27 protein-coding genes are annotated in these 24,435 nt (G+C 72.1%); 12 read left to right on the top strand and 15 right to left on the bottom strand.

Annotated elements, in window-relative coordinates; genetic code table 11:
- Positions 1-56: 56 nt before the first annotated feature.
- Positions 57-455, top strand: coding sequence for a PAS domain S-box protein (locus DVA86_RS17640; protein ID WP_222623329.1), 399 nt, complete (start codon positions 57-59; stop codon positions 453-455).
- Positions 456-575: 120 nt separating this feature from the next.
- Here the strand turns inward: DVA86_RS17640 and DVA86_RS17635 are convergent, their stop codons facing one another.
- Entirely contained in the window at positions 576-1,067 is a 492-nt protein-coding gene (locus DVA86_RS17635; protein WP_208879550.1) for an SRPBCC domain-containing protein, read from the bottom strand.
- An 84-nt stretch (positions 1,068-1,151) separates the two neighbouring features.
- Positions 1,152-1,817, bottom strand: a complete 666-nt coding sequence (locus DVA86_RS17630; protein WP_208879549.1) for a class I SAM-dependent methyltransferase — start codon at positions 1,815-1,817, stop codon at positions 1,152-1,154.
- Between the two features lie 231 nt (positions 1,818-2,048).
- Here DVA86_RS17630 and DVA86_RS17625 point away from each other — a divergent pair, with 231 nt between their 5' ends.
- The 3 genes from DVA86_RS17625 (at position 2,049) to tyrS (ending at position 6,620) form a co-directional block, all read left to right on the top strand.
- Positions 2,049-3,668 (top strand): TldD/PmbA family protein, encoded by a 1,620-nt coding sequence (locus DVA86_RS17625; RefSeq protein ID WP_208879548.1) that lies wholly within the window; start codon positions 2,049-2,051, stop codon positions 3,666-3,668.
- Entirely contained in the window at positions 3,665-5,047 is a 1,383-nt protein-coding gene (locus tag DVA86_RS17620) for a metallopeptidase TldD-related protein (RefSeq protein ID WP_208879546.1), read from the top strand. Before DVA86_RS17625 ends, DVA86_RS17620 begins: the two co-directional genes overlap by 4 nt.
- Positions 5,048-5,210: 163 nt before the next feature.
- The gene (tyrS, locus tag DVA86_RS17615; protein WP_208879544.1) at positions 5,211-6,620 is read left to right on the top strand and encodes a tyrosine--tRNA ligase; all 1,410 of its coding nucleotides are present in this window, start codon (positions 5,211-5,213) and stop codon (positions 6,618-6,620) included.
- 116 nt (positions 6,621-6,736) lie between these two features.
- Here tyrS and DVA86_RS17610 read toward each other — a convergent pair whose 3' ends face one another.
- Entirely contained in the window at positions 6,737-7,021 is a 285-nt protein-coding gene (locus DVA86_RS17610; protein ID WP_208879542.1) for a GlsB/YeaQ/YmgE family stress response membrane protein, read from the bottom strand.
- Positions 7,022-7,259: 238 nt separating this feature from the next.
- Between DVA86_RS17610 and DVA86_RS17605 the strand changes: the two genes are divergently transcribed.
- The gene (locus DVA86_RS17605) at positions 7,260-7,661 is read left to right on the top strand and encodes a DUF3099 domain-containing protein (protein WP_208879541.1); all 402 of its coding nucleotides are present in this window, start codon (positions 7,260-7,262) and stop codon (positions 7,659-7,661) included.
- 184 nt (positions 7,662-7,845) lie between these two features.
- Positions 7,846-8,085, top strand: coding sequence for a hypothetical protein (locus DVA86_RS17600; protein WP_208879540.1), 240 nt, complete (start codon positions 7,846-7,848; stop codon positions 8,083-8,085).
- Positions 8,086-8,170: 85 nt separating this feature from the next.
- Here DVA86_RS17600 and moaA read toward each other — a convergent pair whose 3' ends face one another.
- The 3 genes from moaA to DVA86_RS17585 form a co-directional block, all read right to left on the bottom strand.
- Positions 8,171-9,160: a GTP 3',8-cyclase MoaA gene (moaA, locus tag DVA86_RS17595; protein WP_208879539.1), complete on the bottom strand. Its 990-nt coding sequence runs from the start codon at positions 9,158-9,160 to the stop codon at positions 8,171-8,173.
- Positions 9,161-9,354: 194 nt separating this feature from the next.
- On the bottom strand, positions 9,355-10,980 hold the full coding sequence (locus DVA86_RS17590) for a solute symporter family protein (RefSeq protein ID WP_208879537.1): 1,626 nt from the start codon (positions 10,978-10,980) through the stop codon (positions 9,355-9,357).
- Positions 10,977-11,324, bottom strand: a complete 348-nt coding sequence (locus DVA86_RS17585; protein WP_208879536.1) for a DUF485 domain-containing protein — start codon at positions 11,322-11,324, stop codon at positions 10,977-10,979. Before DVA86_RS17585 ends, DVA86_RS17590 begins: the two co-directional genes overlap by 4 nt.
- A 229-nt stretch (positions 11,325-11,553) precedes the next feature.
- On the opposite strand from DVA86_RS17585, the gene DVA86_RS17580 reads away from it, so the two are divergent.
- Positions 11,554-13,110 (top strand): S8 family peptidase, encoded by a 1,557-nt coding sequence (locus DVA86_RS17580; protein ID WP_208879535.1) that lies wholly within the window; start codon positions 11,554-11,556, stop codon positions 13,108-13,110.
- Positions 13,111-13,131: 21 nt separating this feature from the next.
- On the opposite strand, the gene DVA86_RS17575 is transcribed toward DVA86_RS17580, so the two are convergent.
- Positions 13,132-14,082, bottom strand: coding sequence for a sterol desaturase family protein (locus DVA86_RS17575; RefSeq protein ID WP_208879533.1), 951 nt, complete (start codon positions 14,080-14,082; stop codon positions 13,132-13,134).
- A gap of 268 nt (positions 14,083-14,350) precedes the next feature.
- Here DVA86_RS17575 and DVA86_RS17570 point away from each other — a divergent pair, with 268 nt between their 5' ends.
- The 3 genes from DVA86_RS17570 (at position 14,351) to DVA86_RS17560 (ending at position 17,134) form a co-directional block, all read left to right on the top strand.
- On the top strand, positions 14,351-15,343 hold the full coding sequence (locus DVA86_RS17570; protein WP_208879532.1) for a DEDDh family exonuclease: 993 nt from the start codon (positions 14,351-14,353) through the stop codon (positions 15,341-15,343).
- Positions 15,344-15,375: 32 nt separating this feature from the next.
- Positions 15,376-16,305, top strand: a complete 930-nt coding sequence (locus DVA86_RS17565; protein ID WP_208879530.1) for an SURF1 family cytochrome oxidase biogenesis protein — start codon at positions 15,376-15,378, stop codon at positions 16,303-16,305.
- A gap of 73 nt (positions 16,306-16,378) precedes the next feature.
- A complete protein-coding gene (locus DVA86_RS17560; RefSeq protein ID WP_208879529.1) occupies positions 16,379-17,134 on the top strand; it encodes an SDR family oxidoreductase in 756 nt (251 codons plus the stop codon).
- Positions 17,135-17,216: 82 nt separating this feature from the next.
- On the opposite strand, the gene amaP is transcribed toward DVA86_RS17560, so the two are convergent.
- Genes amaP through DVA86_RS17535 form a run of 5 tightly spaced genes read right to left on the bottom strand, consistent with a single transcriptional unit; the run spans position 17,217 to position 19,655 of the window.
- Positions 17,217-17,813 carry an alkaline shock response membrane anchor protein AmaP gene (gene amaP / locus DVA86_RS17555; RefSeq protein WP_208879527.1) on the bottom strand — a complete coding sequence of 199 codons (597 nt, stop codon included), beginning with the start codon at positions 17,811-17,813 and terminating at the stop codon, positions 17,217-17,219.
- 10 nt (positions 17,814-17,823) lie between these two features.
- On the bottom strand, positions 17,824-18,447 hold the full coding sequence (locus DVA86_RS17550) for a DUF6286 domain-containing protein (protein WP_208884819.1): 624 nt from the start codon (positions 18,445-18,447) through the stop codon (positions 17,824-17,826).
- Between the two features lie 47 nt (positions 18,448-18,494).
- Positions 18,495-18,914 (bottom strand): Asp23/Gls24 family envelope stress response protein, encoded by a 420-nt coding sequence (locus DVA86_RS17545; protein ID WP_208879525.1) that lies wholly within the window; start codon positions 18,912-18,914, stop codon positions 18,495-18,497.
- Positions 18,915-18,922: 8 nt separating this feature from the next.
- Entirely contained in the window at positions 18,923-19,126 is a 204-nt protein-coding gene (locus DVA86_RS17540; protein ID WP_208879524.1) for a hypothetical protein, read from the bottom strand.
- Positions 19,127-19,157: 31 nt separating this feature from the next.
- On the bottom strand, positions 19,158-19,655 hold the full coding sequence (locus tag DVA86_RS17535; RefSeq protein ID WP_208879522.1) for an Asp23/Gls24 family envelope stress response protein: 498 nt from the start codon (positions 19,653-19,655) through the stop codon (positions 19,158-19,160).
- 207 nt (positions 19,656-19,862) lie between these two features.
- On the opposite strand from DVA86_RS17535, the gene DVA86_RS17530 reads away from it, so the two are divergent.
- Positions 19,863-20,642, top strand: a complete 780-nt coding sequence (locus DVA86_RS17530; protein ID WP_208879521.1) for a hypothetical protein — start codon at positions 19,863-19,865, stop codon at positions 20,640-20,642.
- A gap of 78 nt (positions 20,643-20,720) precedes the next feature.
- Here the strand turns inward: DVA86_RS17530 and DVA86_RS17525 are convergent, their stop codons facing one another.
- The 3 genes from DVA86_RS17525 to DVA86_RS17515 form a co-directional block, all read right to left on the bottom strand.
- The gene (locus DVA86_RS17525) at positions 20,721-21,506 is read right to left on the bottom strand and encodes an enoyl-CoA hydratase/isomerase family protein (protein ID WP_208879520.1); all 786 of its coding nucleotides are present in this window, start codon (positions 21,504-21,506) and stop codon (positions 20,721-20,723) included.
- A 75-nt stretch (positions 21,507-21,581) separates the two neighbouring features.
- Positions 21,582-21,803, bottom strand: coding sequence for a helix-turn-helix domain-containing protein (locus DVA86_RS17520; RefSeq protein WP_208879518.1), 222 nt, complete (start codon positions 21,801-21,803; stop codon positions 21,582-21,584).
- Between the two features lie 364 nt (positions 21,804-22,167).
- Positions 22,168-23,766, bottom strand: a complete 1,599-nt coding sequence (locus DVA86_RS17515) for an ABC-F family ATP-binding cassette domain-containing protein (RefSeq protein ID WP_208879517.1) — start codon at positions 23,764-23,766, stop codon at positions 22,168-22,170.
- Positions 23,767-23,989: 223 nt separating this feature from the next.
- On the opposite strand from DVA86_RS17515, the gene DVA86_RS17510 reads away from it, so the two are divergent.
- Positions 23,990-24,391 carry a VOC family protein gene (locus DVA86_RS17510; RefSeq protein ID WP_208879515.1) on the top strand — a complete coding sequence of 134 codons (402 nt, stop codon included), beginning with the start codon at positions 23,990-23,992 and terminating at the stop codon, positions 24,389-24,391.
- Positions 24,392-24,435 lie beyond the last annotated feature (44 nt).

Here is a 24,435-nt window from a genome sequence, read left to right as displayed (position 1 = left end):
GGGCCCGGCTGGTGCCCCGGCTGGCGGGGCGGCGGCGCGGGGCGCACGATGACGACGTGCGCGAACAGCCCGCGAGCAGCGGCGTGAGGGTGCCGGTGGAAGGCCACGACGCGACGCACGCCGTCGTCGTCGCCGACACCGGCGGCACGATCACGCAGTGGAACGCGGGTGCCGAGGCCATGTTCGGCTACGCCGCCGCCGACGCCGTCGGCCGGAGCCTAGACCTGATCGTGCCGCGGCACCTGCGCGAGGCGCACTGGCGCGGATTCCACCGGGCGATGGCGGACCCGAAGGTCCGGGATCTCGCCGCCGACCTGCCGGTGCGGTGTGCCGACGGCGAGATCCGTTCGTTCGCGGGGCGGCTGCTGGTGCTCAGTGACGGACTGGGCACCGCTCTCGGTGCGCTGGCGGTCTACGCCCGTGCAGGAAGCACCGGAGTACGGCCGTTCGACTGACGGCCTGACCGGCCGCGGCGGCCGGTGGCCGACAGCCGTGACCGGCGGCCGGTGGCCGACAGCCGGTGGCCGGAGAACGCCGACCGGGCAGCCGCCCGGAAGAGACGAACCGAGCGGACGTCAGCCGAGCTTGGCCGCCAGCTCCGCGAGCCGGTCGAACTGCTCGATGACGCCCTGCGCCATGCCGTACTCGACCGCGGTGTCCAGCACCTCGGCCGACGGGAACTGGACCTCGTACTTCAGCGTGGTCTTGCCGCCGGCCTCGGCGAGAACGAAGGTCTCGACCGCGGGCGTGCCGCTCGGGTCGGCGTCGGAGCCGGAGGTGCGGACGAAGCGCTCGCCCTCCACGACCTCCTTGAACTCACCGCTGAACGTGATCGTGCCGCCCTGCTCCGCAGCCGGCGTGACGGCCCACTTGCCGCCGGCCTTCACGTCCATCTCGCCGACCTTGGCGGTGGTGCCGCGCGGGCCCCACCAGCCCGGGATGTGCTCGGCGGAGGTGAGCGCGTCCCAGACCACCGAAGCGGCAGCGTCGTACGACCGCTCCATCTTCAGGTCGGCCCCCTCGGCGGTCATGGTGGTGGTCTCGTCGCCGAGGTTACGTATCGTCATCGGCCTTGCTCCTTCTGACTTGTTGGGTATTCCGATGGGAAGGCCCCCAGTCTCACCGGCAAAGCCCAGGTCATCCCCTAAATGTCAGGGCGTCAGACGGCGCACCTTGACCGTGTTGTCCGTACGCGTGCCGGTCTGACCGTCGGGGGTCTGCTGGATCCGCTCGTGCTCCTCGCAGCGGAGCACCTCCCAGTCCCCGTCGGCGAGTCGGAGTCCGGCGAGCACTTCCTCCGGTGTGGGGAAGTGGACGCCGGGGTGCGGGTTCTCCTGCCAGGACGGCCAGCCCGAGTGCCCGACGATGAGGAGGACCCCGCCGGGCGCGACGGCAGCGGCGGCGGACCGCATGATCCGTTCGCCCGGCATGTCGTCGTACGAGTGCAGGAAGTGCGCGGAGACGAGGTCGTACGTGCCGTCCGGGAACGTCTCGCCGAGGTCGTGCCGCTGCCAGTCGATACGGTCTTCCGCCACCCCGGCCTCCGCCGCGTGCGCGGCGGCGCGGTCGAGGGCGACCTGCGAGATGTCGGTGGCGGTGACGCGCCAGCCCCGCCGCGCCAGCCAGATCGCGTCGCCGCCCTCGCCGCACCCCAGGTCGAGGGCGCGCCCGGGCTCCAGCCCGTCGGTCTCCTTGACGAGTACGGCGTTGGGTTCGCCGCTCCAGATGCGGTCGCTCTCGCGGTAGCGGGCGTCCCAGTACGCCGCGCCCGTCAGCTCGTCGTGCTCTCCGTGGTCCCCGTCGTGTCCGTGGCTCATCCGCCTGCCCCTGTCCCTGTCCCGCGCATACGTGCCGTACACACCTCTGCCTGCCGTACGTATCGTCCGCCGGGGCGGATCGGAGCGACAAACTTCGTTGCCGGACCGGCAAAGGACGCGTCGCGGAAAACCGCCCGTCACGGCCGCGGGCGGTATGGGATCATCCGGGCCCGGGCCCCCGGGCAGCGCACGCCTCCGGGACGGCCGCCGCTCCGAGACAGGGAGGCGCCCATGGCGCAGACGCAAGGTCATCCGCAGACGCAAGGGCACACGCCACCGCACGCGCACGAGATCGATCCGGCCTTCCTCGCCCTCCCCCTGCGCGCCCTCGCCGACGCCGCGCTCGCGCGCGCAAAGGCGCTCGGGTCGGACCACGCGGACTTCCGGTTCGAGCGCGTACGGGACGCCTCGTGGCGGCTGCGGGACGCGCGCGTCGCCGGTGCGTGGGACGTCACCGACGCGGGGTACGCCGTACGCGTCGTGCACGGCGGCGCCTGGGGCTTCGCGTCCGGCGTGGACCTGACGATGGACGCGGCGGCGCGGGTCGCCACGCAGGCCGTGGAGATGGCGAAGCTGTCGGCGAAGGTGATCGCGGCGGCCAAAATCGACACGACGGCGCGAAGCGCCTCCGGCGAAGGGTGGCGGTGGGCGACGGGCGGGCGCGTGGAGCTCGCCGACGAGCCGTCGCACGGCGAGCAGACGTGGGTGTCGTCGTACGAGATCAACCCGTTCGACATCCCCGACAGCGAGAAGACCGGCCTGCTGACGGAGTGGAGCGAACGCCTCCTGCGTGCCGACGGCGTGTCCCACGTGGACGCGACGCTGATGACCGTTCAGGAGAACAAGTTCTACGCCGACACCGCCGGCACCGTCACCACGCAGCAGCGCGTACGCCTCCAGCCCCAGGTCACCGCCGTCTCCGTCGCCGACGACGGCGACTTCGACTCGATGCGCACGCTCGCGCCGCCCGTCGGCCGCGGCTGGGAGTACCTGCGCGGCACGGGCTGGGACTGGGACGGCGAACTGGCGGCCCTCCCCGGCCATCTCGCCGAGAAGATGCGCGCGCCGAGCGTCGAGCCGGGCACGTACGACCTGGTGGTGGAGCCGTCGAACCTGTGGCTGACCATCCACGAGTCGATCGGCCACGCCACCGAGCTGGACCGCGCGCTGGGCTACGAGGCGGCGTACGCGGGGACGTCGTTCGCCACGTTCGACAAGCTGGGCACGCTCGAGTACGGCTCCCCGATCATGAACGTGACCGGTGACCGCACCGCCGAGCACGGCCTCGCCACCATCGGCTACGACGACGAGGGCGTGCAGGCCCAGTCCTGGGACCTGGTGAAGGACGGCACCCTGGTCGGCTACCAGCTGGACCGCCGTATCGCCAAGCTCACCGGCCTCGGCCGCTCCAACGGCTGCGCCTTCGCGGACTCCCCCGGCCACGTGCCGGTGCAGCGCATGGCGAACGTGTCGCTGCGGCCCGCGCCCGAGGGCGGCCCGTCCGTCGAGGACCTGATCGGCGGCGTGGAGAACGGGATCTACGTGGCTGGCGACCGCTCGTGGTCCATCGACATGCAGCGGTACAACTTCCAGTTCACCGGACAGCGCTTCTTCCGGATCGAGAACGGCAGGCTCGCCGGACAGCTCCGCGACGTCGCGTACCAGGCGACCACCACCGACTTCTGGGGCTCGATGGACGCGGTGGGCGGCCCGCAGACGTACGTGCTGGGCGGCGCGTTCAACTGCGGCAAGGCCCAGCCCGGCCAGGTCGCCGCCGTCTCGCACGGCTGCCCTGCGGCCCGGTTCCGCGGCGTCAACATCCTCAACACCACTCAGGAGGCCGGTCGATGAGCAAGCCGCACGAGATCGTCGAGCGGGCACTGGAGCTGTCCCGCGCGGACGGCTGCGTGGTGATCGCGGACGAGCGGTCGACGGCCAACCTGCGCTGGGCGGGCAACGCACTGACCACGAACGGCGTCACGCGGGGCCGCAGCCTCACCGTGATCGCCACGGTGGCGGGCCGCGAGGGCACCGCGTCCGGGGTGGTGTCGCGGTCGGCGGTGACGCAGGACGAGCTGGAGCCGCTCGTACGGGCGGCGGAGGAGGCGGCCCGTACGGCGGGACCCGCCGAGGACGCGCAGCCACTGGTCGAGGGGGTGCCCGCGGCGGCGGACTTCACGGACGCCCCCGCGGAGACGTCCCCCGACGTGTACGCCGCGTTCGCGCCGGCGCTCGGCGAGTGCTTCGCGCGGGCGCACGCGGGCGGCCGTGAACTGTTCGGGTTCGCGAACCACGAGGTGGTCTCCAGCTACGTCGGCACCTCCGCCGGGCTGCGGCTGCGGCACGACCAGCCGACCGGAACCGTGGAGGTCAACGCCAAGTCACGGGACCGTACGAAGTCGGCCTGGGCCGGCCGCCACACGCGGGACTTCACCGACATCGACCCGGCCGCCCTGGACGCGGAGCTGGCGCAGCGGCTCGGCTGGGCCGAGCGGCAGCTGGAGCTGCCCGCCGGGCGGTACGAGACGCTGCTGCCGCCGACGGCCGTCGCGGACCTGCTGATCTACCAGCTGTGGTCGTCGGGCGCGCGGGACGCGGCGGAGGGCCGGACGGTGTTCAGCAAGCCGGGCGGGCGGACCCGGGTCGGCGAGCGGCTGTCCGAGCTGCCGCTGACACTGCGCAGCGACCCGGCGGCGCCAGGGCTGGAGTGCGCGCCGTTCCTGGTGGCGCACGCGTCGGGCGACGACGCCTCCGTGTTCGACAACGGGCTGCCGCTCGCCCCCACCGAGTGGGTACGCGACGGCGAGCTGTCCCACCTGGTCACGACCCGGCACAGCGCCGCACTGACGGGCCTGCCCGTGACGCCGCCGGTGGACAACCTGATCCTGGACGCGGGCGGCACCGCCTCGCTGGACGAGATGGTCGCGAACACCGGCCGCGGCCTGCTGCTGACCTGCCTCTGGTACATCCGCGAGGTCGACCCGGCGACGCTGCTGCTGACCGGGCTGACCCGGGACGGCGTGTATCTCGTGGAGAACGGCGAGGTGACGGGCGCGGTGAACAACTTCCGCTTCAACGAGTCGCCCGTCGGCCTCCTCGGGCGCGCCTCGGAAGCGGGCCGCACGGGCCGTACGCTCCCCCGCGAGTGGTCGGACTACTTCACGCGCGCCTCGATGCCCGCGCTGCGCGTCCCCGACTTCAACATGAGCTCGGTGAGCCAGGGCGTCTGAGCCCGTACGCCGTGACCCGCGGGCCCGCGCCGTGACCCGCGGACCCGTGTCCCGGCCGTCCCGCGCCGGGGCGGCCGGGGCACACAGGCCCGCCCGCGGTGGTGACCACCGCGAATAGACTCTCCTCACAGTCCATCCACCCTTCGATCCCAGGACGACAGACGTGACACGCCTCGGCGACTCCGTACAGCGCGCCAGCGACCTGCTGGCGCAGGACCTCTCCTCCGACAAGACCGTCGAGCTGCTGCTCGCGGAGACCGGGTCGCGGCGCTATCTCGATCTGAGCGACCTCCCGGCGAAGGAGCAGGCCGCGCTGATCGCGGCGCGCGCCGTGGACGTGCTGCCGTCCGAGGAGAAGCTCGCCGAGGAGATCGACGCGCGGCGCGCGGAGGGCAAGGGCCTGCACGTCAAGCTGGGCATCGACCCGACCGGCGCGGAGGTGCACCTCGGCCACGCGGTGCCGGTGATCATCCTCAGCCGCTTCCAGCGGATGGGGCACGACGTCACGCTGATCATCGGCGACATCACCGCCAAGATCGGCGACCCCTCGGGCCGTACGGCCGAGCGCCCGCCGCTGACCGACGAGGACATCGCCGCGAACCTCGCGGGCTACCGCGACCAGGTCAAGCCGTTCTTCGACTTCGAGAAGGTGCGCTTCCGGCACAACAGCGAGTGGCTGGCCGGGCTCACCTTCCCGCGGCTGATCGGCATCCTCGCCCAGGTGCCCGCGTCGCAGCTGCTCCAGCGCGACGACTTCCGCAACCGGCTCGCGGACGGCTCCGGGCTGACCATGTCCGAGCTGATCTACCCCGTCGCGATGGCCGTCGACTCCGCGGAGATCGAGGCGGGCCTCGAGCTGGGCGGCGTCGACCAACTGCTGAACATGCAGATGGGCCGCAGGGTCATGGAGATCTACGGGCAGAAGCCGCAGCTCATCGCGACCAACCCGCTGATCGAGGGCACCGACGGGTCCGGCGCCAAGATGTCCAAGTCGAAGGGGAACTACGTCGCGCTGAACGCGACCCCCGAGGACGTCTTCGGGAAGATCATGTCGATTCCGGACCGGCTGATGGCGCCGTACCTGCGGGCCTGGACCGAGTGGACCGACCCGGAGATCGACGCGGCCCTCGCCCGCGTCGAGGCGAAGACGCTGCACCCGATGGACCTGAAGCGGATTCTCGCGGGCGACGTCGTGACGGCCCTGCACGGCCTGGAGGCGGCGATGGCGGCGCGCGCGGGCTTCGCGGCGCAGTTCTCCCGCAAGTCCTTCGGCGACGTCGGCACGCTGCCGTCGGTGGATCTGGCCGAGCACGGCGCGGAGGGCATCGCGGCGCTGCTCAGCAAGGTGCTGGAGTTCGCGCCGAGCGCCTCGGCCGCCCGCCGCGTCGCCAAGCAGAACGGGCTGCGGCTGGTCGTCGAGACGGACAGCGGCCAGCAGGCGCTGATCCTGGCGGAGGCGGACGCGCTGCGCCCGCTCGGCGAGGTGGTGCCGGAGAAGCTGGCCGAGGCGGGCGTGAGCGGGACGGTGTACCTCAAGGCGGGCCGCAAGGTGGCCGAGATCCGCGGGCTCTGACCGTACGGCGTACGGCGGGCACGCGCCCGTACACACGCCCCGTACACACACGCCCCGTACGCACACGGGACGGCGCCGGCCGCGGCCGGCGCCGTCCCGCCGCACGTGGGGCCGGGTCAGGCCCGTCGTTCGCGTTTGCCCTTCCCTCTGATCATCGCCCACAGGGGCGCGCCGACGCCGACCACCACCACGGCTCCGGCCAGCTGGAGCAGGTGCCGGATCCAGTCGATGCCCTTGGTGTCCTCGACGCCCACCCAGCCGGCCACGGCATTGCCCAGGATGCTGCCCAGGATGCCGAAGATCGCCGTCAGCCAGATCGGGATGTCCTGCTTCCCCGGCAGGATGGCCCGGGCGAGGATGCCCAGCACCAGTCCCACCACGATCGCCCACAACCAGTTCATGTCTCGCCTCCGAGTTCCGGCGGGCTTCACGCGCACCCACGGCGTACGTGCGCATCCACCGTCAGTGTCGTACGAACACCGCTACGTCGCATGGCGGAGCTCCGCATACGCTGCCGCGCGCAGCTGTGTCAGGCCCAGGTACGGTCCCACCCGGTGGCCGCTGCGACGTGCCCGCGGCGTACCGTGGAAGTGTCCGGCGACGTGCTGTGACCGGCGCTCAAGCGGGTGGTGGAACGCGATGCGGAAGCAGAAGGGTCCCGAGGTCTTCCGGATCACCGGAGCCCGGCAGGGACTGGCCGACGACGTCCGCGCCCGGCAGCGCCGCTACGTCGTCTCGATGCTGGTCCGCACCGCGGCCGTGATCGCGACGGTGCTGCTGTGGAACGTCCAGCGCCCGCTCGCCGTGGTGACGCTGGTGCTCGGCGCGGGGCTGCCGTACGTGGCGGTGGTGATCGCCAACGCCGGACGTGAGAACGCTCCCTCACCGCCCTCGGCCTTCGTACCCGAGCCGGGCCGCCCGATGCTGGACGGGGCCGCGCACGGAGCGGAACCGGCGCCCGGAGCGCCCGCGCAGTCGCAAGCGGAGCGCGCGGACGCGGAGCGTGACGAGCCCAACACCCCCTCGAATGACCGGGGTTGAGCTGCGGCGTCGCGCAAAGCTCAGGAAAAGCTCAGAGTAATAGTGCAGTTCCGGTGCACTGTGCAGGGTCTCGCATGCCATACTTCTGGGGCGCTCCGCATCCCCCGTCGGAGCGACGGACCGACGCCGGGCGGCTCCCCCCGTGGCTGCCCGGCGTCGCCATGTGTACGGCCCGGGGTGTTGGATGGGTGCTGTGATCCCCGCTCAAGACCCCGAATCCCCGATCTGTTCCGCCAAGGGCTGCCGCGCGCCTGCCGTATGGGTGCTCGCCTGGAACAACCCCAAGCTGCACACGCCGGACCGGCGCAAGACCTGGGTCGCGTGCGACGAGCACCGCGAGCATCTGTCGTCGTTCCTCGGGATGCGCGGCTTCCTGAAGGATGTCGTGCCGCTCGCCGACTGGGAGGCGCCGGACGGCGAGTGAGACCGCCCCGGCCGTCGGAGCGGCCGGGGGGCAGCCGTCGGAGCGGCCGAAGCGGCGGGCGTAACGCGGGAGTTGGCGCGTGCGCTCAGCCGCCGATGGCCGACATCGGCCGGTCCGGCTGGACGAACGACGGGTCGTCGATGCCCGCGCCCGCCTTCTTCCCCCACATCGCGACCTTCCAGAGCCGGGCCAGCTCGGCGTCCGTAGCGCCCTCCCGCATCGCGCCCCGCAGGTCGGACTCCTCGCGGGCGAAGAGGCAGGTGCGCACCTGCCCGTCGGCGGTGAGCCGGGTGCGGTCGCAGGCGGCGCAGAACGGGCGGGTGACGGACGCGATGACGCCGACGCGGTGCGGTCCGCCGTCCACGATCCAGCGCTCGGCGGGCGCGGAGCCGCGCTCCTGCGAGCCCTCGGGCGTGAGCGTGAAGCGGGTGCGCAGGGACTCCAGGATGTCCCCGGCGGTGACCATGCCGTCGCGCTGCCAGCCGTGCTGGGCGTCGAGCGGCATCTGCTCGATGAACCGCAGCTCGTAGTCGTTCTCGACGGCCCAGGCGAGCAGGTCGGGGGCCTCGTCGTCGTTGAGGCCGGGCATCAGCACGGCGTTGACCTTGACAGGCGTCAGCCCCGCCGCGCGGCCCGCCGCGAGGCCGCGCAGGACGTCGCCGTGCCGCTTGCGGCGGGTCATCCGCTGGAAGACCTCGGGGCGCAGGGTGTCGAGCGAGACGTTCACCCGGTCGAGCCCGGCGTCGCGCAGGGCCTCGGCCGTACGCTCCAGGCCGATGCCGTTCGTCGTCAGGGACATCTGCGGGCGCGGCTCCAGCTGTGCGCAGCGCTCGACGATGCCGGCGAGGCCGGGCCGCAGCAGCGGCTCACCGCCGGTGAAGCGGATCTCCTCGATGCCCAGCTCCGTCACGGCGATGCGTACGAGCCGGACGATCTCGTCGTCTGTCAGCAGCTCCGGCTTGGCCAGCCACTGGAGACCCTCCTCCGGCATGCAGTACGTGCAGCGCAGATTGCAGCGATCGGTGAGCGACACGCGCAAGTCGGTGGCGACGCGGCCGTAAGTGTCGAGCAGCATGCTGGCGGCCTTCCCACGGTTGCCTCAATTGTCTCGCAGCGTACGCGACGGCTGTGACATTCAACAGTCTGTTGAATCCCCACCCCCGCCACGGCACCCGGGGACACAGCGCGAGGGGGCGCACGGCGGGAGGAGAATCCCGCCCGTGCACCCCCTCGCTGCGGTCCGGCGTCCGGGGTACCGGTGCGCGGGCGCTAGTGCGCGCCCTTCCCGGTCAGGGACCTGACCTCCAGTTCCGCGAACTTCGTGCCGTCCGGGTCCTCGTCCTTGGTCAGGATCGTGCCCAGCCAGCCGAGCAGGAAGCCGAGCGGGATCGAGATGAGCCCGGGGTTGCTCAGCGGGAACCACTGGAAGTCCACGCCCGAGAACATCGCGTCCGGGCTGCCGGACACGACCGGCGAGAAGAACACCAGGAACACGGACGAGAACAGCCCGCCGTAGATCGACCAGAGCGACCCCTGCGTGTTGAACCGCTTCCAGAAGAGGCTGTAGAGGATCGTCGGCAGGTTCGCCGACGCGGCGACCGCGAAGGCCAGCGCCACCAGGAAGGCGACGTTGAGCTTCCCGGCGAAGATGCCCAGTACGACGGCGACGGCGCCGATCGCCACCGCCGCGATACGGGCGGCCGCGACTTCCTCCTTCTCCGTCGCCTTGCCCTTCCGGATGACGTTCGCGTAGAGATCGTGCGCGAAGGACGACGACGACGCGAGCGTCAGCCCCGCGACCACCGCCAGGATGGTGGCGAACGCGACCGCGGAGATCAGTGCGAGCAGCGTCGCGCCTCCGGCCGAGTCGGCGCCGCCGCCGATCTCCTGGGCGAGCAGGGGCGCCGCGGTGTTGCCCGCCGCGTCCGAGTCGGTGATCTCCTTCTGGGACAGCAGCGCGGCGGCACCGAAGCCGAGCGCGATGGTCATCAGGTAGAAGACGCCGATGATGCCGATGGCCCAGTTCACGGACTTACGGGCGACCTTGGCCGTCGGCACCGTGTAGAAGCGCACGAGGATGTGCGGCAGTCCGGCGGTGCCGAGGACCAGCGCCATGCCCAGCGAGATGAAGTCGATCTTCGACGTGGTGCTGACGCCGTACTTCAGCCCAGGCTCGAGGAACGCCGCGCCCTTGCCGCTGTTGTCCGCGGCGGCGCCGAGCAGGGTCGAGATGTTGAAGTTGTACTTCGCCATCACCAGTATCGTGATCAGCAGGGTGCCCGCGATCAGCAGGCACGCCTTGATCATCTGCACCCAGGTGGTGCCCTTCATCCCGCCGATGGTGACGTACAGGATCATCACGATGCCGACGATCGCCACGATGACGTTCTTGCCGACGTCCCCGGAGACTCCGAGGAGCAGGGCGACGAGCGCTCCCGCGCCGACCATCTGCGCCAGCAGGTAGAAGATGGACACGACGATGGTGGACGTGCCGGCCGCCGTACGCACCGGGCGCTGGCGCATGCGGTACGCGAGCACGTCGCCCATGGTGAAGCGCCCGGAGTTGCGGAGCGGTTCGGCGACCAGCAGCAGGGCGACGAGCCAGGCGACGAGGAAGCCGATGGAGTAGAGGAAGCCGTCGTATCCCGCGAGAGCGATGAGTCCGGCGATGCCCAGGAAGGACGCCGCGGACATGTAGTCGCCGGAGATGGCAAGGCCGTTCTGGAAACCGGTGAACGAACGGCCGCCCGCGTAGAAGTCGGTGGCGTCCTTCGTACGCCGTCCGGCCCATACGGTGACGCCGAGCGTCGCGGCGACGAAGACCGAGAACAGCGTGATGATCAGGGTGCGGTGCTCGCCGGCGTCTTCAGCGGCGAGCTGTACGAAGGAGTTCACGCCTCGTCCTCCAGACGCTTCTTGATGGCCTCGGCCTTCGGGTCGATCTTCTCCTCGGCGTGCCGGGAGTACCACCAGGCGATCAGGAAGGTGCTCACAAACTGGGCGATACCGAACACGAAGGCGATGTTGACATTGCCGAACACCTTGGTGCCCATGAAGTCGCCCGCATAGTTGGAAAGCAGGACGTAGAGGAGATACCAGACAGTGAATCCGACGGTTACGGGGAAGGCGAACGAGCGGTGCGCCCGGCGCAGTTCACCGAACTCGGCGCTCTGTTGCACCTCCGTGAAACTCCGGCCGGCAGGCGGACCGGAACTCGCTTCCTGTGGTGCGGTGCCCACGGCGACTCCAGACAGACATATGGGGGCGAGCAGTATGGCGTGGATCACATTCAGCCACACCGTTCGCGCATCGTAGAGGGACGACAGTCCGTAGAACAGAGGGTGGTAGTTGAAAACCGGATGAGCATGGGTGGTTCACCCGCGTTTGCCGGACTCCCATTGCTGACCAGTACACATCAGGGTTAACTTCCGTCGTCTGCAGGCACATCCGAACAGGCATGGAGACCCCATGGATTCACAGCCCCTCAGACGACGGCGCGCGCTGGTGCTGCCGCTCGGACTGGCGCTCACGGCGAGCCTCGCCGTACTGCCCGGTGTGAGCTCGGCACTCGCGCAGGACTCGTCGGACAGCAAGAGCGGCGAGAAGCTCAGCTACGTCGTCAACACCGGCACGGACGCCGCGACCCTCAAGCGGGTGCAGAAGGCGGTCACCGAGGCCGACGGCAGTGTCGTCACGACACACAAGAAGATCGGCGTCATCGTCGCCCACTCCGCGAACCCGGAGTTCGGCGAGACGCTGCGCGCGGTCGACGGTGTCGACTCGGCGGGCGCCACCCGTACGGCGCCTCTCGCGTCCTCGGCCCGTACGGACGTGGGCAAGCCCGAGTACATCAAGGACCCCAAGGCGATGGCCGCCAAGCTGGCCGAGAAAAACGGCCCGACGGTGCGCGAAGGCGCCGCCGCGGGGAAGACGGAACCGCTGGAGTCACTCCAGTGGGACATCCCGGCCATCAAGGCCGACAAGGCGCACCGGGTCAGCCAGGGCAGCGACAAGGTCACCGTCGCCGTCATCGACACCGGCGTGGACGACACCCACCCGGACCTGAAGCCCAACTTCGCCGCGGGCCAGTCCGCGAACTGCGTCGGCGGCACTCCCGACACCAGCCCCGGCGCCTGGCGCCCGTACGAGGAAGGCGGCAGCTACCACGGCACGCACGTCGCGGGCACCGTCGCGGCACCCCGTAACGACGTGGGCATCGCGGGCGTCGCCCCGGGCGCCCAGGTGGCCTCCATCAAGGTGTCCGAACAGGGCAGCAGCCTGTTCTACGCGGAGGCCGTGGTCTGCGCGTTCGCCTTCGCCGCCGAGAAGGGCGTCGAGGTCACCAACAACAGCTACTACGTGGACCCGTGGCTGTACAACTGCCCGGACCAGGCGGACCAGGCCGCGATAGCGGAGGCCGTCGGGCGCGCCGCCGAGTACGCGGAGGACAAGGGCGTGCTCAACGTCGCGTCGGCCGGCAACTCGAGCCACGACCTCGCCGCCGACGAGATCGTCGACGACACCAGCCCCAACGACTCCACCCCCGCCGAGCGCACCATCGACCCGGCGGAGTGCCTGGACGTGCCTGCCCAGCTGCCGGGTGTGGTGACCGTGTCGGCGACCGGAGCGGACCCGCTGAAGTCGTACTACTCCAACTACGGCGAGGGCGTCATCGACGTCGCCGCACCGGGCGGCGACAAGTACCAGGTGCCGGGCGGCGACGCCAAGAACGGCGGCATCCTCTCCACGATGCCCGACGGGGACTACGCGTACCTGCAGGGCACTTCGATGGCCGCGCCGCACGTCTCGGGTGTGGCCGCGCTCGTCAAGAGCAAGCACCCGAAGGCCACTCCGCAGGAGATCCAGTGGCGCCTGAAGGCGTGGTCGGACAATCCGGGCTGCCCGACGGAGCCGTACGACCCGGACGGCGACGGCGACGTGGACGCGGAGTGCGCGGGCCACGACAAGGTCAACAGCTTCTACGGCTACGGCATCGTGGACGCGCTGGACGCCGTACGGAAGTGACGGCCTGACCGTACGGGGACCCTACGGCGTCTCCGCGGCGGCCGGTACGCCCGCCTTCCCGGCGGGGGTGCCGGCCGCCGCTTCTGTCTCCGGTCCGGCGGCCGGTCCGGCCGCGTGTACGGCCGTTGCCTCTGCCTCTCCCGCCGGCTGCCAGCCGGGTCCGCGCAGGACGCGGCCGGCGCGTTCGGACCAGCTCCGCGCGGCACGCAGGTCGCGGCCGATCGCCGCGTACTCGTGCGTGGCCACCCGCAGCGGGTTGTACGTCTCGATGTTCTTGGTCAGCCCGAACTCGCAGCTCTCCGTCTCCGGCACGAACGACCCGAAGAGCCGGTCCCACACGATCAGGATGCCGCCGAAGTTCCGGTCCAGATAGCCGCCTTGGGACGCGTGGTGCACGCGGTGGTGCGACGGGGTGTTGAAGACGAACTCGAACGCCGGGTGCAGCTTCCCGATCCGCTCGGTGTGGATCCAGAACTGGTAGACGAGGTTCACGGAGGACAGGAACGCGAGCGCCGCCGGGTGCACCCCGAGGGCGATCAGCGGAAGGTAGAACGGCCACACGGTGAGGCTCGTCCAGGGCTGCCGCAGCGCCGTCGTGAGGTTGAACTTCCGGCTGGAGTGGTGCACAACGTGGCAGGCCCACAGGATGCGGATGACGTGGTGCCCGCGGTGCGACCAGTAGTAGCAGAAGTCCTGCGCGAGCAGCATCAGCAGCAGCGTCCACCACAGCACCGGGACCTCAAGGGGCGTCAGTTCGTAGACGGCCGCGTAGATCGCCACGATGGGGATCTTCCAGAGCGTGTCGAAGACCAGGCTGCCGAGGCCCATGGTGACGCTGGTGGCGGCGTCCTTGGTCTCGTACCCGGCGGAGTCCTCGTCCGGATGGATGCGGTAGCTGACCATTTCGACCACGCTGAGCAGTACGAAGGCGGGGATCGACCACAGCACGACATCGGGCAGGTTAACCGTCATGACAGCAAGGTAAGCGCGTGAACGGCCCGGGAACAGGGGTTGTTACCGACAAGTAAGAAGTCGATCAGGCGGGCGCCCGCAGGGGCGCGTACGGGCTTCCCGCGCGCGTGCCGCACCGGCGGGGCGCCACCGGCGCCTCCGCCCCCGTCTGAACGCCCCTGGGCGCCCCCGCAGTTGCCCCTCACGCCGTCCGCGGGCCGGGCCTCCGGCACGCCGCGAGCAGCCGCGCGTCCGGCACTGTCAGTGGTGGCCCGTATCCTTCTGGACCATGCTCGAAGACCAGACGGCACGTCCGGACGAGAGGGCGGCGGGAGCGCGTATTCCCGTGCAGCCGTCCACTGTTGACGCCGACGAACCCACCCGTGCCCCCTGGCCGTCGGGCTGGCCGGAGGGATATCCCGACGGCTATGCCGTGGTCGACGTCGAGACCACCGGGCTCGCGCGGGACGACCGGATAGTCTCCGCCGCGGTCTACCGCCTGGACGCCAGAGGCGATGTCGAGGACCACTGGTACACACCCGTCAACCCGCTGCGCGACCCCGGCCCGACCTGGATCCACGGCCTCACGTCCGAAGTGCTCGCCGACGCGCCACTGTTCACGGAGATCGCCGACGACTTCGCGGAACGGCTGCGCGGCCGCGTCCTCGTCGCGCACAACGCCCTCTTCGACTGGTCGATGATCGCCCGGGAGTACGCACGCGTGCAGCGCACCGCTCCCGTACGGCAGCGGCTGTGCACCATCGCGCTCTCCAAGGAGCTGGCGCTGCCGCTGCCCAACCACAAGCTGGAGTCGCTCGCCGCGCACTACGGCGTGGTGCAGCGCCGCGCGCACCACGCGCTGGACGACGCGCGGGTGCTGGCCGAGACGTTCCGGCCGAGCCTGCACCTGGCGGCGCAGGGCGGCGTACGGCTCCCGCTGCTGGCCTGCCAGCACGCGCACGGCGGCTGGCACCCGTCGCGCAAGCGGCCGCCGTGCCCGTACCCGAACCCGGGGCGGTACGAGCCGGGCGGGCCGCTCGTCCAGGGCATGCGGGTGGCGATCTCCGGCGACACCTCGGTGGAGCGCGAGGAGCTGGAGGACCAGGCGATCGAGGCCGGGCTGCACATCGCCACGAGCGTGTCCAGACTCACCAGCCTCGTGGTCACCAACGACCCGGACGCGATCACGTCCAAGATCATAAAGGCGCGCGCGTACGGCACGCCGGTGCTCGACGAGGCCGCGTTCACCCACCTCCTGCGGGACGTGGCCCCCGCGGCCTAGGCGCGGGGGCGCGCGGGGTACCGTCGATAGCCGTGTACCGCTTCCTGTTGACCCGGCAGTGGGTGTGCCTCACCCTGCTCGCCGTCGCGCTCGTTCCCGCGATGGTCAAGCTGGGCTTCTGGCAGCTCCACCGGCACGAGGCGAAGGTCGCGCACAACGACCTGATCGCCGAGAGCCTCGCCGCCCCCGCCGTCCCGGTCTCCGAGCTCACGAGCACCGGCCGCGGCCCCGACGACGACGTGCGGTTCCGTACGGTGACGGCGAAGGGCACGTACGACACGGAGCACGAGGTCGTGGTCCGCCAGCGCACCGCGTCCGACGAGCAGACCATCGGGTACTTCGTGCTCACCCCGCTCGTCCAGCGAGACGGCACGGCCGTCCTGGTCAACCGCGGCTGGATCGCCGCGGGCGGCGACCTCACCCGCTTCCCGAAGGTGCCCGCCGCGCCCGAGGGCCAGGTCACCGTCACCGGCCGGATGATGGCGGACGAGACGACGGCGAGCAGCGGCATCAAGGACAAGCCCGGGCTGCCGCCGCGCCAGGTCATGCTGATCAACAGCGAGCAGCAGTCGAAGTCCCTGCACAAGCCGGTGCTCCGCGGATACGTACAGCTGACGCAGACCGCGCCGAAGCCGTCCGGCAAGCAGCCGGAACGGCTGCCCGAGCCGGACCACGGCAGCATCGGCCCGCACATGGCGTACGCCGTGCAGTGGTGGCTGTTCGCCGCGGCGGTCCCCGTCGGCTGGGTGATTCTGGTCCGCCGCGAACGCCGGGACCGCGCGGCGCTCGCGGACGGCGGCGGGGGCGCGGGCGGAGACTCGCCGAGTACGGACACGAGCACGAGCAGGGGCAGAGACACGGACACCAGCAAGGACACGAGCACGGACACGGACACGGGCGCCGCGGAACCGGAGGCGGAACCCGTACCGGAGACCCGCGACCGTACGGCCGTCGGAGACTGAGGCCGGACAGCACACCGGACGCACACGCGGACACCCGCACACAAGCGCACGCACGACGAGGAATGGGGCCCAGATGGATCTCGGCTTGAAGGACCGCGTCTACGTCATCACCGGCGCCACCCGCGGGCTCGGCTTCGCCGCCGCCCAGGCGCTGACCGGCGACGGCGCCAAGGTGGTGCTCACCGGCCGTACGGAGGAGTCCGCGTCCGCCGCCGCCGGCCGGCTCGGCGCGAACGCGGCCGGGGTGGCCGCCGACAACGCCGACCCCGGCACCGCAGCCCGCGTCATCGAGACGGCACGCAGCCGCTTCGGCCGCTTCGACGGCGTCCTGATCAGCGTCGGCGGCCCGCCCGCCGGCGCGAACGAGGCGATGACCGACGAGCAGTGGCAGTCCGCCTTCGAGTCGGTGTTCCTCGGCGCCGTACGGCTCTCCCGCGCGGCCGCCGCCGAACTCGGCGAGGGCGGCGTGATCGGCCTCGTCCTCTCCGCCTCCGTGCACGAGCCGATCCCCGGGCTGGCCGTCTCCAACGGCCTGCGCCCCGGCCTGGCGGGCTTCGCCAAGACCCTGGCCAACGAGGTCGGGCCGCGCGGCATCCGCGTGGTGGGCCTGCTGCCCTCCCGTATCGACACGGACCGCGTACGCGAGCTGGACGCGCTCTCCGGCGACCCGGAGAGCGCGCGCGAGCGGAACAGCGCGGCGATCCCGCTGCGGCGCTACGGCACGCCGGACGAGTTCGGGCGTACGGCCGCGTTCCTGCTCTCGCCCGCCGCCTCGTATCTCACCGGAGTGATGCTCCCGGTCGACGGCGGCGCCCGGCACGGCTTCTGACGCGCACGCTTCCGAAGCACGCACGTTCAGGCACGACCGCAGGCCCGGACCGTCCCGGACGCGGTACGGGCTCGATCGCGCGTCAGCTCACCCGCTCCGGACGGTGCCGTACGCACCGCAGCCGGACCTCCGCCGGGAGTTCGGCCAGGCCCGCCGAGTTACGGGCGTGCTCCAGCGCCTCCGTACGGAGCCGGTGCAGCGCCGTCGCCGGTTCCGCGTGTGCGGCCAGGACCAGGGTCACGCGCGCCCGCGGCTCCGTACGCCGCCCGCGCAGCGCCGCCCGCGCCCGGTCGACACCGGTCAGGGACTCCGCCTCGGCGGCCAGGGCGCCCTCCAGCGCGCGGCCGCGCAGCAGCGCGCCCTCGCCGTCGCCGCTGTCCACCAGGACCTCGCTCAGCCTGCGCCGCCGCAGCTGGGCGAGGATCCACCACAGCAGCAGCACCAGCAGCAGGCCCAGCGCGGCGAAGACGACCGGCCACCACCAGCCCTCGTCGCGCCACCTGGTGCGGTCGGCGTCCGTCAGCAGCACGTCGCCGGAGGCGGCCCACGGCCAGCCGGAGCCCAGGCTGTAGCCCCAGCGGCGCTGGAGGTCCAGGCCGCCCGCGAGGACCGCGAGGCCCAGCAGGAGGAGGAGCAGTCCGGCCAGTCCGACCAGCACCCGGTTCACGATCCGCAGCACGGGGCTCACCTCATCTCTTCGCCGGGCGCCGGACCTGCACCGACAGCGCGGGCTGACGCGCCAGCCCCAGCTCCCGGATGCCGTCCTCCAGCGCCAGGTCCAGGTCGCCGCGCACCTCGTCCAGGTCGCGGAAGTGCGCCTGCGCCGACGCCCTGACGCGGCGGCGGCCCACCTTGACCCGTACGGACCGCACCCCGGCGACCTCCATCGCCCGGTCCCGCAGCACCAGCGCGGCCGCGGCGCGCTCCAGCCCGGCCCGTACGGGCGCGTCCGTACGCATCGTCAGCAGGGCGCGCAGGCCCGGGGTCGCGGCCAGGACGAGCAGCCACAGCCCGACGAGGACGGCGGCGCCCGCGCCGACCCGTACCCAGACGTCGTCGAGCGGCCGGGTGGCCAGCTCGTCCGCGAGCGTGCGGCGCCAGGCCATGGCGGGCCGGTCGGCGCGTACGGATGCCAGGTCGTACAGCAGCAGCCCGGTGGCCGCGAGCAGCACGAGGGCGAGCAGCCCGGCGGGCACGCGGCGCGTGGACCAGAAGCGGTCCGGACGGGCACCGCGCCGCCGGGTGGTGTCGTACGCCGCGGTGGACGCGGACTGCTCCAGGGAGTCGTCCGGGCCGTGTGCCTTCTCCAGCATGGGTGCGCGCTGGGTGTTGTCGCTGCCGTGGTCGCTGCCGTGGTCGCTCACCGGAGCCTCCCGAGAGCCTCGCCGTCCAGGTGCGGGGAGTGCAGCCGCTCGACGCCCACGGCCACTTCCGGCACTTCCATGCCGACCAATTCCCTTACCCGCAAAGCGACATGTCGACGCACGGCGCCGCACTGGGCGCCGATGTCCGAGGGATAGCCGAGTGCGACGGACACCCGGATTCTGGCGGCGCTCTGCCGTACGGCGACCGACGCGGACGGTGCGGCGTTGCGGCCGCGCGGCAGCTTGTCCGCTTCCGGACCGGCGCGCAGCGCCTCACGCGCCGCCTGCGCGGCGACCTTCGCGACCACCTTGTCCGCGATGCGGAGCCCGCCCCGCTCCCCCGCGGGCACCTGCTCGGCGCCGCCGGTGCCCGTACGGGCGGGGCCGTCGGACCCTGGCCCGGTGCCGGCGGACACGGTCTCGGTCACCGCGGCCGGCGGCGGCCGTCGCCGTTGCCGCCGCGCGGCCGGAAGAAGTCCCCGATCTCGAGGTCTCCCTCCAGCAGCCGCCCCGCGACGAAGCCGACGGCGCCCAGCGCCGCCACCAGCAAGAAGGCTCCGAAACCGCCGAAGTACCCGGCGAAGCCCAGCGCCATCCCTACGATCAAGCCGACCACGGCCATGCTCATCGTGCGCTCCTCCACTCGCTGGGCTCCGACGCTACTGCAGGCGCGGTCTGTCCGACTCGTCTTCCTCGTCCTCCTCGTCGGGCAGCTTCACGTCGCTCACCGCGACGTTGACCTCGACGACCTCCAGGCCCGTCATGCGCTCGGTCGCGTCGATCACGTTCTCGCGCACGGAGCGGGTGACGTCGAGGATGGAGACGCCGTACTCGACCACGATCTCCAGATCGAGCGCCGTCTGGACCTCACCGACCTCCGCCTTGACGCCCCGCGCGACCGCCTTGGTGCCACCCGGCACCCGGTCACGCATCGCGCCGAACGTGCGGGCGAAGCCGCTGCCCATCGCGTGCACGCCGACGACGTCGCGCGCGGCCAGTCCCGCGATCTTCTCCACGACGCCGTCCGCGATGGTGGTGCGGCCGCGGTCGGCCGGTGCCGCCGAACGCCCGGGGCCGCTGAGGGTCTTCTGTGTGCTCGCGCTCGGGGCCTCTGCGGCGGAGCTCTCCGGGGCTTTGCGCTGTGCTGTCTCGGACATCGGCGTCACCTCTCTCGGAGGACGGAGCGGCCTGCCGCTCCGCAGCCCACAGTAAACGTGCCCGCTGACACGCGCCCGGCACACGTTCCGCCGTACGGGTGAAAGCGCCCGCCGCCGCGGCTCGTATGCGACAGGCTGCGGGTGAGCACGGAGAAGTCCGGGACCCGGAGTGGCCGGGGCCCGGAGCAACCCGGTGAGAGGAGCGCCATGGCCGCCGACCCGCTGGCCGACGCCGTACGCCGCCAGCTCCGCCACGGCAGGCTGCTGCCGCTGGGCGGCCCGGACGACGGGGCGTGGATCACCGAGCATGCGGCCGTCGGAGTGCTGAGGCGGGCCGCCGCCGGTGTCCACGGCGTACGCCCCGGCGCGTTCCGGCTGGCGCTCGCCGACGCGGCCGCCGCCGTGCGCCCGGCGGTGCCGGCGCCGCCGAGCGCGCTGCCGTACGGGCCGCTGCGGCTGGAGGCGGAGTTCGCGGCGGCCGCGTACGAGCCGCTGCCGGGGCTGGCCGAGCGGGTGCGTACGGCGCTGGACCGGGCGGCGGACGAACGGCTCGGGCTGGCCGTACGCGTGGTGGACCTGCGGGTCAGCGCGCTGCTGGACGACGACGCGGCGGAGAGCGGGGACGCGGGCTCCGGCGGCGAGTACGCGGGCACGAGCGCCGCGGGCGGCAAGGCGGGCTCCAAGGCGGGCGGCGGCGCCGTCGCAGACGCGGTGACCGCCGTGCCGGGGGTCGCGGGCCTCGCACCGGCGCTGGCGCCGGGCGGCGTACGCGTCACCGACCGGGACGGCGACGGCGACGACGACGGCGGCACCGAGAGCGGCGTGCCGGCCGGGCGGCACGTCCAGGTGGAGATCGCGACCGCCGCAGGCCACCGCGCCCTGGACGTCGCCCGCGCGGCCCGCGCCGCGGCCGAGGCTGCCGCGGCCGGGCCCGGCGGCCCTCCGGTGACGGCCGCCGTGCTGGTCACCGCGGTCGGCGCGGGCTGACCGCCACCGGCCGCCGGAACCGGACGGCCGGCGGCCGGACGGGCGAGCGGCCAGGCAGGGGACCGGCCAGACGGCCGGCTAGTCGGACAGCCCCGCGAGGTCGCGCAGCCGCCGCCCCTGCGCCTCGCGCTCGGCCGCGTGCTGCTCCTCCTCCGTACGGGAGGCGGCGCCCGCGAGCAGCGCCTTGGTCTCGATCACGGCGTCGCGCGGGGCGGCGAGGATCGCGGCGGTGAGATCGGAGACGGCCTCGTCCAGTTCGGTGCCCTTGACGACGAGGTTGGCCAGGCCGGTGCGCTCCGCCTCGGCGGCGTGGACGAACCGGCCGGTCGCGCAGATCTCCAGCGCGCGTGCGTAGCCGACGAGGCCGACCAGCGGCTTGGTGCCGGTGAGGTCCGGCACGAGGCCGAGGCTGGTCTCGCGCATCGCGAACTGCACGTCGTCCGCGCACACCCGCAGGTCGCAGGCGAGCGCGAGCTGGAACCCGGCACCGATGGCGTGGCCCTGCACGGCCGCGATGGTGACGACGTCGGGGCGCCGCCACCAGGTGAACGCGCGCTGGTACTCCGCGATGAGCGCGTCGAGTTCGGCGTCGGAGCCGTGCGCCATGGCCAGGAACGACGGCTCGCCGTCGAAGCCCTCGGGGGTGAACGCCTGCCGGTCCAGGCCCGCGGAGAACGAGGTGCCCTCCCCGCGCAGCACGACGACCCGTACGTCACCCGGCAGGATCCGCCCGGCCTCGTCCAGTGCCCGCCACATCGCGGGGGTCTGGGCATTGCGCTTGGCGGGGTTGGCGAGCGTGACCGTGGCCACGGCGCCGTCCACAGCGAGCAGCACGCCGTCCTTGTCGAGCAGCGGCTCGGTCATCGGGCATCCTCCGGTGGTTACTCAGCAGTTAGTAAACTGAAGAGTAACCACCGGCACGGACGCCCGGAAGCCCCGTCAGGACGAGGCGGCTTTCTTGCCCCGCGTGGCTCCGCCGCGGCCCCGCAGGACGACGCCGGATTCGCTGAGCATCCGGTGGACGAAGCCGTATGAGCGGCCGGTCTCTTCGGCCAGCGCCCGGATGCTCGCACCGGAGTCGTACTTCTTCTTGAGGTCTGCCGCGAGCTTCTCGCGCGCAGCGCCGGTCACCCGGCTGCCCTTCTTCAGAGTCTCGGCCACCCGTGCCTCCTCATGGGAAGTGCGCTCTGTGACTCTCATGATCACCCCTCCACCCACATCTGGCCACCCATTCGGCAAGGTCGGTGCAACTCGACTGGACGCCCGGCGGCTCCGGGGAGGCGGCGGCGCAGGGTGACCGGCGTGGCCGTAAATCTGCGGCCGCCCGCGGTCCTCTTGCGAAACACCAGGTCAGCGGCGTACGGCCGAGCGCGCCCGGCGGCGGCCCGTACGGCTGCCACAGCGGCACGCGTACGGAGAGTGGCCGCGCCGGGGTACGAGCCGGTCTCACTCAGATGAAGGATCACCGGTCGGCCGAATGATCCAGAAGAGATTGATCAAGCGCCGACGGGCGGCTCCGGCGGGGTCAGGCGAGCGCCACCAGGTCCGCGTAGTCCTGGCCCCACAGGTCCTCGACGCCGTCCGGCAGCAGAATGATCCGCTCCGGCTCGAGCGCGTCGACCGCGCCCTCGTCGTGGGTGACCAGCACGACCGCGCCGGTGAACGTGTGCAGCGCGCCGAGGATCTCCTCGCGGCTGGCCGGGTCGAGGTTGTTCGTGGGCTCGTCGAGGAGCAGCACGTTCGCGGACGAGACGACCAGGGTGGCCAGCGCCAGCCGCGTCTTCTCGCCGCCGGACAGCACCCGGGCGGGCTTCTCCACGTCGTCGCCGGAGAACAGGAACGAGCCCAGCGTCTTCCGGATGGCCACCAGGTCCATGTCGGGCGCCGCCGACCGCATGTTCTCCAGCACCGTACGGTCCGGGTCCAGCGTCTCGTGCTCCTGCGCGTAGTAGCCCAGCTTGAGGCCGTGGCCGGGCTCGACCTTGCCGGTGTCCGGCTCCTCGATTCCGGCGAGCAGCCGGAGCAGCGTCGTCTTGCCCGCGCCGTTCAGGCCCAGGATCACGACGCGGGAGCCGCGGTCGATGGCCAGGCTGACGTCCGTGAAGATCTCCAGCGAGCCGTACGACTTGGACAGCCCCTCCGCCATCAGCGGCGTCTTGCCGCACGGCGCCGGGTCGGGGAAGCGCAGCTTGGCCACCTTGTCCTGGCGGCGCTCGGCCTCCAGTCCGGACAGCAGCTTCTCGGCGCGGCGCGCCATGTTCTGCGCGGCCACGGCCTTGGTCGCCTTGGCGCGCATCTTGTCGGCCTGCTGGTTCAGCGAGGCGGCCTTCTTCTCGGCGTTGGCGCGCTCGCGCTTGCGCCGCCGCTCGTCGGCCTCGCGCTGGTCGATGTACTGCTTCCACCCCATGTTGTAGACGTCGATCTGGGACCGGTTGGCGTCGAGGTAGAAGACGCGGTTGACGACCGTCTCGACCAGGTCCTCGTCGTGGGAGATCACGACGAGGCCGCCGCGGTACGTGCGCAGGAAGTCCCGCAGCCAGACGACGGAGTCGGCGTCGAGGTGGTTGGTCGGCTCGTCCAGCAGCAGGGTGTCGGCGTCCGAGAACAGGATGCGGGCCAGCTCCACGCGCCGCCGCTGGCCGCCGGAGAGGGTGTGCAGCGGCTGCTCGAGCACCCGGTCGGGCAGGCCGAGGCTGGCGGCGATGGTGGCGGCCTCCGCCTCGGCGGCGTACCCGCCCTTGGTGAGGAACTCGGCCTCCAGGCGCTCGTACTTGCGCATGGCGCGCTCGCGGGTGGCGCCCTGGCCGTTGGCCATCCGGTCCTCGTTCTCCCGCATCTTGCGGATCACGGTGTCGAGGCCGCGGGCGGACAGGATGCGGTCGCGGGCGAGCACGTCGAGGTCGCCGGTCCGCGGGTCCTGGGGCAGATAGCCGACCTCGCCGCTGCGGGCGACGTGCCCGGCGGCGGGCACCGCCTCGCCGGCGAGGCACTTGGTGAGGGTGGTCTTGCCGGCGCCGTTCCGGCCGACCAGCCCGACGCGGTCGCCGGGGGCGACACGGAAGGTGGCGGTCTCGATGAGGACACGGGCGCCGGCGCGCAGCTCAAGGCTGGAGGCGGTGATCACGGTCAGGGCTCCAAGGCAGGGGTGAGTGGCGTACGTACGACAGATCGGGCAGGCGAAGACGTACGAACGCCTAATGCACGAGGAGATGAGCCATGCCCATCAGTCTACCGGCGGCGCGCAAGTCGATTTCCGCCAGGCGCCCGCCGGGCCCGGCTGCCAGACTGCGTAGCAGGTGGCTCGTGGCGGGGGCTGTGGCAGATGGCTCGTGGCAGGGGTGAGTGAGATGGCTGAGATTCCGACCGTGTACCCGACACTGCTCTACCGCGACGCGAAGGCGGCGGTACGCCAGCTCTGCAGCGCCTTCGGCTTCACCGAGGACGTCGTGTACGCGGGCGAGGACGGCACCGTCCTGCACGCGGAACTCTCGCACGGGAACGGCACCGTGATGCTCGGCTCGAAGGGCAGCGGAGGCGTCTTCGACACGGCGATGGCGAGCGCGGGACCGGCCGCCGTCTACGTGGTCGTGGCGGACGCGGACGAGCACTTCCGGCGGGCGCGCGAGGCGGGCGCGGAGATCCTGATGGAGCCCACGGACCAGGAGTACGGCTCGCGGGACTACATGGCGCGGGACGCCGAGGGCAACGTCTGGAGCTTCGGCACGTACGCACCGGGGCAGGGCGGCTGACACCCGGGAGCCGCGCGGCGGCTGCGGGGCGGAGCGCGGCGCCT

The sequence above is a fragment of the Streptomyces armeniacus genome (genome assembly GCF_003355155.1).
GTDB classification, from domain to species: domain Bacteria; phylum Actinomycetota; class Actinomycetes; order Streptomycetales; family Streptomycetaceae; genus Streptomyces; species Streptomyces armeniacus.
This window is presented reverse-complemented; position numbering and strand designations above follow the sequence as displayed.

What these genes read in the sequence shown, in the direction of transcription:
- DVA86_RS17560 (WP_208879529.1), top strand. Translation starts at nt 16,379, where the DNA reads ATGGATCTCGGCTTGAAGGACCGCGTCTACGTCATCACCGGCGCCACC.
- DVA86_RS17620 (WP_208879546.1), top strand. Translation starts at nt 3,665, where the DNA reads ATGAGCAAGCCGCACGAGATCGTCGAGCGGGCACTGGAGCTGTCCCGC.
- DVA86_RS17630 (WP_208879549.1), bottom strand. Translation starts at nt 1,817, where the DNA reads ATGAGCCACGGACACGACGGGGACCACGGAGAGCACGACGAGCTGACG.
- DVA86_RS17535 (WP_208879522.1), bottom strand. Translation starts at nt 19,655, where the DNA reads ATGTCCGAGACAGCACAGCGCAAAGCCCCGGAGAGCTCCGCCGCAGAG.
- DVA86_RS17575 (WP_208879533.1), bottom strand. Translation starts at nt 14,082, where the DNA reads ATGACGGTTAACCTGCCCGATGTCGTGCTGTGGTCGATCCCCGCCTTC.
- DVA86_RS17540 (WP_208879524.1), bottom strand. Translation starts at nt 19,126, where the DNA reads ATGAGCATGGCCGTGGTCGGCTTGATCGTAGGGATGGCGCTGGGCTTC.
- DVA86_RS17550 (WP_208884819.1), bottom strand. Translation starts at nt 18,447, where the DNA reads ATGCTGGAGAAGGCACACGGCCCGGACGACTCCCTGGAGCAGTCCGCG.
- DVA86_RS17600 (WP_208879540.1), top strand. Translation starts at nt 7,846, where the DNA reads ATGGGTGCTGTGATCCCCGCTCAAGACCCCGAATCCCCGATCTGTTCC.
- moaA (WP_208879539.1), bottom strand. Translation starts at nt 9,160, where the DNA reads ATGCTGCTCGACACTTACGGCCGCGTCGCCACCGACTTGCGCGTGTCG.
- DVA86_RS17635 (WP_208879550.1), bottom strand. Translation starts at nt 1,067, where the DNA reads ATGACGATACGTAACCTCGGCGACGAGACCACCACCATGACCGCCGAG.
- DVA86_RS17625 (WP_208879548.1), top strand. Translation starts at nt 2,049, where the DNA reads ATGGCGCAGACGCAAGGTCATCCGCAGACGCAAGGGCACACGCCACCG.
- DVA86_RS17510 (WP_208879515.1), top strand. Translation starts at nt 23,990, where the DNA reads ATGGCTGAGATTCCGACCGTGTACCCGACACTGCTCTACCGCGACGCG.
- DVA86_RS17525 (WP_208879520.1), bottom strand. Translation starts at nt 21,506, where the DNA reads ATGACCGAGCCGCTGCTCGACAAGGACGGCGTGCTGCTCGCTGTGGAC.
- DVA86_RS17610 (WP_208879542.1), bottom strand. Translation starts at nt 7,021, where the DNA reads ATGAACTGGTTGTGGGCGATCGTGGTGGGACTGGTGCTGGGCATCCTC.
- DVA86_RS17580 (WP_208879535.1), top strand. Translation starts at nt 11,554, where the DNA reads ATGGATTCACAGCCCCTCAGACGACGGCGCGCGCTGGTGCTGCCGCTC.
- DVA86_RS17605 (WP_208879541.1), top strand. Translation starts at nt 7,260, where the DNA reads ATGCGGAAGCAGAAGGGTCCCGAGGTCTTCCGGATCACCGGAGCCCGG.
- DVA86_RS17530 (WP_208879521.1), top strand. Translation starts at nt 19,863, where the DNA reads ATGGCCGCCGACCCGCTGGCCGACGCCGTACGCCGCCAGCTCCGCCAC.
- DVA86_RS17570 (WP_208879532.1), top strand. Translation starts at nt 14,351, where the DNA reads ATGCTCGAAGACCAGACGGCACGTCCGGACGAGAGGGCGGCGGGAGCG.